This is a genomic window from Cryobacterium sp. Hz7 (genome assembly GCF_004402815.1).
Classification (GTDB): domain Bacteria; phylum Actinomycetota; class Actinomycetes; order Actinomycetales; family Microbacteriaceae; genus Cryobacterium; species Cryobacterium sandaracinum.
In genome coordinates this window covers 23,359-29,963 of record NZ_SOFB01000001.1, presented here as the reverse complement: position 1 = coordinate 29,963, position 6,605 = coordinate 23,359, and the positions used below count along the sequence as shown (strand labels likewise).

Genomic DNA, 6,605 nt, shown 5'->3' with positions numbered 1-6,605 from the left:
CGAGGTCATCGACGAGGCGGTGATACTCCCCGAACTCGCCGCCGCCTAAGCTAGAACAGCTGACCCGCACGGTGTCGAGAAACTCCACCACTCAGCGGGACGTGACCCCTCTCTCTCTTTGGATACATGACAAGAGAGTTGTTGTATATATTCCGATCTGGATGGAAACAATACATACCAATCCTCTCTACACGGTGTACTTTCCGCGCTGAGGTGCTGACAACCCCGTTTTACCCCCTCCGATCCCAGTCATAGCAACGAAGTAGCTGTCACGAATGGACCTCTGACAGCCTCGTGACGATGGTACTGAAGGATTATCAGGTAATTCTTGAAGAGGGTGCCAGTCTTTGACGCTGTGTTTTCTTCCCTTGCTGAGGGCCCTGGTTCACTCTGGGTGTAGTGGTGGAGACGGTGCGGGAAAAGCTGAACTCAAAACCCTTGGATCACCTGCGGCCCTGTGTGACATCCTGACGCCATGATGGTCTATCGCGTAGCCAAGTGAGCATATGGGGCCTAAACCCCTCAGATGCTCTCACAGGGCTTCTGAACGATACATGTGCGTCTGTACCGGGCAGGTAATTCCCGAATCTCGCTCCAGGCTGTCTTTTTCGGTCTACCGCGCTCCCGATCGACGCGGATGGACTCCGTGTTCAGCCCTGACGTGCCGCTGAGCTCTCGGGGCTCGGGAATCGAATCCTGTCGCCCCTGGAACCTGAGCGATGCTGACACTTGTTTCGTTCGGGCGGTATTTCGGCAAGTTGGTGAGAAAAACGTTCCTGCTTGCACATCACAATCTCGATGAACCGCAATGTTTTGATGCCATCTGCCTGTCCCGCGATATTTTGATGCTTCATCAAAACGTTGACGAACCGCAAAGCCTTGAGGGCATCTGGCATGTCAGGGAACGTTTTGATGCTGCTGAACGGCGCTGCAATTTCTGATTAGCCCCCATTGGTCGTGCCACGGCGCAGGAAGCGCCCGTCGCTTCGACCACATGACCAACGAACATGCACGTTGTTTTCCTGATCCCTCCGCACCGGATGTCGTCGCAGGGAGAGTGAATGGCAGCGATGTAATCTTCAAATGGGGGCAAGGCGCTCCGCTCAGGGGGTCGCCGCGGATCGGGCCCAGGAAATGAGGCCAGAATGACACAGCACGACTCGGTGCAGGTATGGGGCGCCGTCTACGAGACCCTGGCAGGCAGAATCTTGACCGGAGTGTTGCCGGCGGGCTCTCTGATGGACACTGCCGCAGAACACAAAAAGGAGTTCGGGCTCGCGGAGGGGACTGTGGGGCGAGTTACTCGTTGCCTGACCAGTGAGGGACTCATTGAGAAATCGGGCGCACGGCACTCTGTGCGGGATGGCGCAAAACTTTCCGAGGAGTTCTTGGCCGCGGCGAGCGTCTTGGCAGGAATGGCGATTGCTGAGCAGATTGCGCCTCGCCACGCCATGCTCGCGGTCCTCCGCTCATTCCGCGACTATGACGACGTCGAAGACCGGTGGGATTTAGAAGATCACGGCATCCACGCGGATGTGGATTGACTGGTTATTTCTGAACCGCGCAACAGTCGTCATCCCGTCGGGAACCAAACGAGACGGATACCGTGTCGGCGTCATTCTGGTCGGGTGAAACTACCAGGGTCCAGCTAGCTGAGTGCTTTGAAGAGGTCCGTCGGACTCGAGAATGAACGTCGACGGGCCGAGTAGCGCACACAGGTCCGTTCACTTACGCGGTCGCTGCCGCTCCTTGGGTCGCACGCCCTGGGCAAGCTCGCTCTGGCCCTTCGGCGTCGACAACCCCTCCGTCCACGAACTGCTGCACGGGAGAAAATAGCCGTCTTGATCGAACTTGAGCAGCCTTCGGTTTTCCCGCTGCTGGGAGTGCCACGCCGAGCCTGATGCAGGCATACCGAGCGGCCCCTGGCCCCAGACCCAGCCTGTCGTGGAAGGCGCTCGACTCGTTATCCAGATTCTCAACGGAACAGGTGAGCGGCCTCAGCTGTTCCGATCGATTGGTAGATATCCGGCTTGCTAGTCCGGGGCGCGCTCAGAACTTGACCAGACTGCAAGTAGGGCACTTCCATACCGGCGCCTCCAGCCCGTCCGCCGGTTCCATGCGAATTAGGCAGGCGGGACAGTTCGGGGTGTCGAGGCTATCCATGCGCGGATTCTCGCACGGCTGGACCGAACGCACGGGCACTTCACCGCCCGTTCGGCCTCGAGAAGGTGGAGCACCGGCGCAGGAGACCTCCCGGTCAGCCATTGCCAGGGATTCAGCGGAGCCCCGTCCACCCCGCGTAGCCGGTCCTCGGCCGTAATCATGATCCTCAGCTCCCGGTCTGTGCGCGGAGCGAAGGTCTCCCGTCAACCTAGAGGGCGCCGGCAACCCCATCATGGGTCGTCGGAGGTTCGTCGGTGGGCAAGACCTGTCCTCGCGGAGAAGGCACCGGCGTCGATGGCGAACCGGAGCTCGGCCTCGTTGAGATCTCCCGGTAAAGCGGTAACGATCCCTTCGATCTCGCCGCCGACCACCCACATGTCACCGTCCAAGTACCCGCCGGACCGTGTGCAGCGAAGCGGTAGCCCGACCTGAGCTTCCAGTCGGTTGATGCCCGAGCCTTTATCGAGCCACAATGGCGGGGCTCCAAGCGCCGGGGACCTGCGGACCCACCACCGGCGGTCAACGCCGACCACGACGTAGCGGGAACCGTTGGCTGTGGTCGCCACGAACACGCCAGAGTCGGTGGCCGGCTCGATCACGCTCAGTTGCTTCATGCCACCACTATGCAGCGCACCACCGTCAGTGGTCGCAGTCGCATCGGTCGTGCACGCAGCTGCTGAACGCCGCGTCGATGCAGCCTTCGAGGACGGCCAAGACGATGAATTTGAACATGTGATACCTATGAGCGGCATTCGGAACCTCAGTAGCTCTCGCCTATCGGGGTCCCGGAACGACCGCTTGGCGGATGCTTTTCCCAGGGTGGGCGAATCGCAGCTCGCGAGTGCTTGCTGTCGAGATTGAGCGCCTTGCCTTGCCTTGCGAGCCGGGCATAGTTTTGGGGTCACCCTCCCCGGCCCGGATAGTTTTGTTTTCAGGATGTGTCGCGGGCGAGTGAATTCGTCAGGTGCGTCGCTTGCTGGCCGACGGATTACTTCGCCTGGGCGGCGGGCTTCCGGACGTCAATCGATGCAAGCAGAAGTCGTCTCACGATAGGAGTTCAAAATGTCGACCGACTCCATCTGGCACGGTGAAGTTGCACTTGGCGTTCTCGAGGACATGAGTCGAGGCTGCCTCATCGGGAATCGAAATCACAGAGATCATGCCCGATTGCCTGCGAGGCCGGATGCCTGTTGACGCTCGCACGACACAGCCAGCCGGAGTGCTCCACGGCGGCGCGTCGGTCGCATTCGCGGAAACGCTCACATCGTTCGCGGGATTTCTTGCCGCGGACCGAGACCGCTTTCACGTCGTCGGAATGGAGATCAATGCGAACCATCTCAGGCCGGTAGCCGGTGGATGGGTGACAGGGATCGCTCGTCCCATCCATCGCGGCGGACGAGTTCACGTCTGGGAGGTGCGAATTTTCGACGACCAAGACCGGGTCGTCTGCATCTCGCGGTGCACCCTCGCAGTGATCGAGATGCCCAGCACATACACCACGCCGGAATCACGATCGTGAGCCTTCAGAGATCCTCATGATGTTCTGCCCGCAGACCGTTCCTCTTGCGATCGGCGCCATTGGGTACTAACTCGCCTCCTCCGTCGGAGGCTGCATCTAGGCTGCAGGAAAGGAGGTCTGAAACGAGATGAATCGTACGAGTTCAGCAGAGGCAGCCGCGTTGCTGCGCGCAGCTGGAGCCACTCCACTCGTCGCGTATCCCGGGCGCAAAGATCTTCCATGGCCGGCCATCCATGTCCAGTGCGGCCGCGAGATTCGTCCCCGGTTATCGAACGTTCGGCCAGGGAAATCGGTTTGTGGCCATTGTGGTCGCATGGATGCAGGAGCGCGTCGCAAAGCCGGACTCGCGGATGCTGCGGCCGCCGAGTTGCGCGCCGCCGATTGGGAACCCCTGGTTGCGTATCCAGGCGCCGATCAAAGGTGGCTTGCTCGCCATATTCCGTGCGGCAGCGAGCGAGAAACCACCTTGAACGCTGTTCGTTCCAAAAGCAGCTGCGCCGTCTGTTGGCGCCGGCGCGAGGGCCATCACGTGTGGGACGCGGAGTCTGCCAACGCGTATATGCGTTCAGTCGGACTCACCCCGTTGGAGCCTTGGCCGAGCAGTTCATCGAGCGCGTGGCGTGCCCGACACGACTCCTGTGGCCGCGAAGTTTCTCCTCGATTGGGTAATCTGGCCGCTGGCCAGGGCCCCTGTGTCGCCTGCGGACACGAAACGGGCCATCGGGCACAGCTGCTTGACGAGGGTGTCGCGACAGAATTGATGGTCGCCGCCAATCTTCAGCCGATCAGCTCTTATCCCGGTGTTGACCGCCCTTGGCTCTCGGTTCATTTGGATTGTGGACGTGAGTGCTCGCCCACGCTCACCAACATCAGGCGCGGACAGGGCGGGTGCGGGCCCTGCGGCGACCAAATTCTCGCCTCGCTGTTTCGAATGCCGGAGGAACGGGCTCGCCAAATCATGGGTGACCACGGTCTGACGCCACTGGCTCCATACGAGAATGGCCGCACTCCGTGGCGCAGCAGACACACCTGCGGGCGTGTTGTCACCCCGACCCTGGGAAATGTCCAGCAGGGCCGCGGAGTCTGTCGGTATTGCAATAGTTCCTTCCCATACGATGGCCCGGCGATCGTCTACCTCGTCGCCGACGCGCATGCGGTAAAAATAGGGATCGCTGCCCCTACGAGTGACCGTATTCCCCAACACGTGCGTCTGGGCTGGCGAGAGGTTTGGCGGGTCCGAACCGAGAGCGGTGATGAGGCGTACGCCATCGAGCAAGGGATTCTTGCATGGTGGCGGGACGAGCTTCAGGCGGCGCCTCACTACTCACGCGCCGAAATGCCACAGGAAGGGGCGAGCGAAACGGTTGCCTGGGACGTCGGGCAACCATCACTGGTTCTCGCAAAGGTGCGCGAGCTCGCTAGTGAATGGTCCCTGACTGTCGAGGTATGTAGCTCCTCAGATCCAGATGTGCGCCCCCGATACCCGGCCTTCAACCGTCGGAGTGGTTACCGTGGACGCCGCTCTCGCGCCAGCTCAGCAGACCTGCCGCTGTTCGAGTGACCTGCCCACGCAGCCGGGGCGACACGCCCGCAGAGTACCTCTCGACGCTGCCCCACGCGATGCTCTGGATGTTCTCGGAAGCGGGGCGGTGATGCCGCCACAAAGCGATCAAAGAACGCCGCCACTCAGCGTTCAACTCCACGGAGCTGCCCTATCGCGTTGTGCACGCTGCGGGTCAGTTCACGAACACGGGGCCGTGTATTCAAGCCGGCTCAACACGCTCTAGGCTCTGCCCATGAGCGTAATAACCGTGACGATCCGGCCGAACGGCAAGCGCACCGAGATCTTATACCTGCCGTTCGAGGGCAAAGGCCGCGGTTACGCAATACTCGGTGACATGATCGGCGCATCTCGCCAGGGCCAGGTGCAGTATGCCGGCGGAGTCTGGACCGTGTCGCGACCTCACACGAACGAGGTCATCCTTGGACTGGCCGCGCGCTACGGGAAAGTGAAGGTCATCCAGCACGGCGGAGTCGAAAAATGCGTCGAGTCATGCTGGAAGAAGGGCAAGGCGGAGAATGCGTTGCTATGTGAATGCGCGTGCGCCGGAAGGAACCACGGGTCCGGAGCGCCCTACAAGATCACGGTCGGTAGTGGTGGTCCGGGCGGAACACTCTCGGTGCAAGCTAGCGCGCCTAACGAGTTTTACGTCCCTTAACTGATTCCGCAACGATCGTTTTCGGCCGGACGAGCGGCGGCCGGTACCGGCGGCGTCGATAACATGCAGCATGCGCATTAGAACTTACGCGATCGTTGCAGCCGGGACGGCGGCTTTAGTGTCGGGAATCTTCGCCATTCTCGGCTGGCATACCGACAGCGACTGGTCAACCTTCTTCCCTGATCTTGTTGTCGGCATAGCCGGTGCTGGATTTATCAGCACCGTCATCGCTCTTGTGCAGCAGCGCGCAACCACGTCTGCTGATCGGCGAGCTGAACAGACCGCCGCTTATATTCAGTTGCTCGACGCCATTACTGAGGTCCGTGGGTTCCGACCTGATAAGGATGAAGACGGCCTAATTGCGCGGACGTCCACGAGCATGATTGTGTTCTCCGAGACCGTTGATGAGGACTACCCATCGATCCCCGCGTGGTTCGAGGCAGAACGACAATTGCTTCTCTACTACGTGCGCGTCGCGCTGAACCGATGGGCAGCGGTTCCTGCGCCTGTTACGGCCGATGCGCAGTTCCGAGCACTTGAGCCTGTTTTCCAATGGACAAAGGAATTCTCTGGCAACATCCGTCTTTGGCGTCGAGGCAAGCTCACCGACCAGGACGCGGCCGGCCAAGCGGTAAGCATCGAAGAGCAGCTGAGGGCTAAGGACGCTTGGCAGACGCGCCCCGAATAGTGATCAGGGAACCGCG

At 60.7% G+C, this 6,605-nt stretch carries 6 protein-coding genes; 5 read left to right on the top strand and 1 reads right to left on the bottom strand.

Features of this window, described 5'->3' with window-relative positions:
• The first annotated feature begins 719 nt into the window (after nt 1-719).
• Complete coding sequence (locus E3N86_RS00120) at nt 720-941, top strand: hypothetical protein (protein WP_134511066.1); 222 nt, start codon at nt 720-722, stop codon at nt 939-941.
• A gap of 204 nt (nt 942-1,145) precedes the next feature.
• Nucleotides 1,146-1,544: a hypothetical protein gene (locus E3N86_RS00115; RefSeq protein ID WP_134511065.1), complete on the top strand. Its 399-nt coding sequence runs from the start codon at nt 1,146-1,148 to the stop codon at nt 1,542-1,544.
• Between the two features lie 849 nt (nt 1,545-2,393).
• On the opposite strand, the gene E3N86_RS00110 is transcribed toward E3N86_RS00115, so the two are convergent.
• Complete coding sequence (locus E3N86_RS00110; protein ID WP_134511064.1) at nt 2,394-2,777, bottom strand: hypothetical protein; 384 nt, start codon at nt 2,775-2,777, stop codon at nt 2,394-2,396.
• Between the two features lie 545 nt (nt 2,778-3,322).
• Between E3N86_RS00110 and E3N86_RS00105 the strand changes: the two genes are divergently transcribed.
• The 3 genes from E3N86_RS00105 (at nt 3,323) to E3N86_RS00095 (ending at nt 6,589) form a co-directional block, all read left to right on the top strand.
• Nucleotides 3,323-3,682 (top strand): hotdog fold thioesterase, encoded by a 360-nt coding sequence (locus E3N86_RS00105; protein ID WP_370295249.1) that lies wholly within the window; start codon nt 3,323-3,325, stop codon nt 3,680-3,682.
• A 1,796-nt stretch (nt 3,683-5,478) separates the two neighbouring features.
• Nucleotides 5,479-5,901, top strand: a complete 423-nt coding sequence (locus E3N86_RS00100) for a hypothetical protein (protein ID WP_134511063.1) — start codon at nt 5,479-5,481, stop codon at nt 5,899-5,901.
• A 70-nt stretch (nt 5,902-5,971) separates the two neighbouring features.
• Nucleotides 5,972-6,589, top strand: coding sequence for a hypothetical protein (locus E3N86_RS00095; protein ID WP_134511062.1), 618 nt, complete (start codon nt 5,972-5,974; stop codon nt 6,587-6,589).
• Nucleotides 6,590-6,605: the final 16 nt, after the last annotated feature.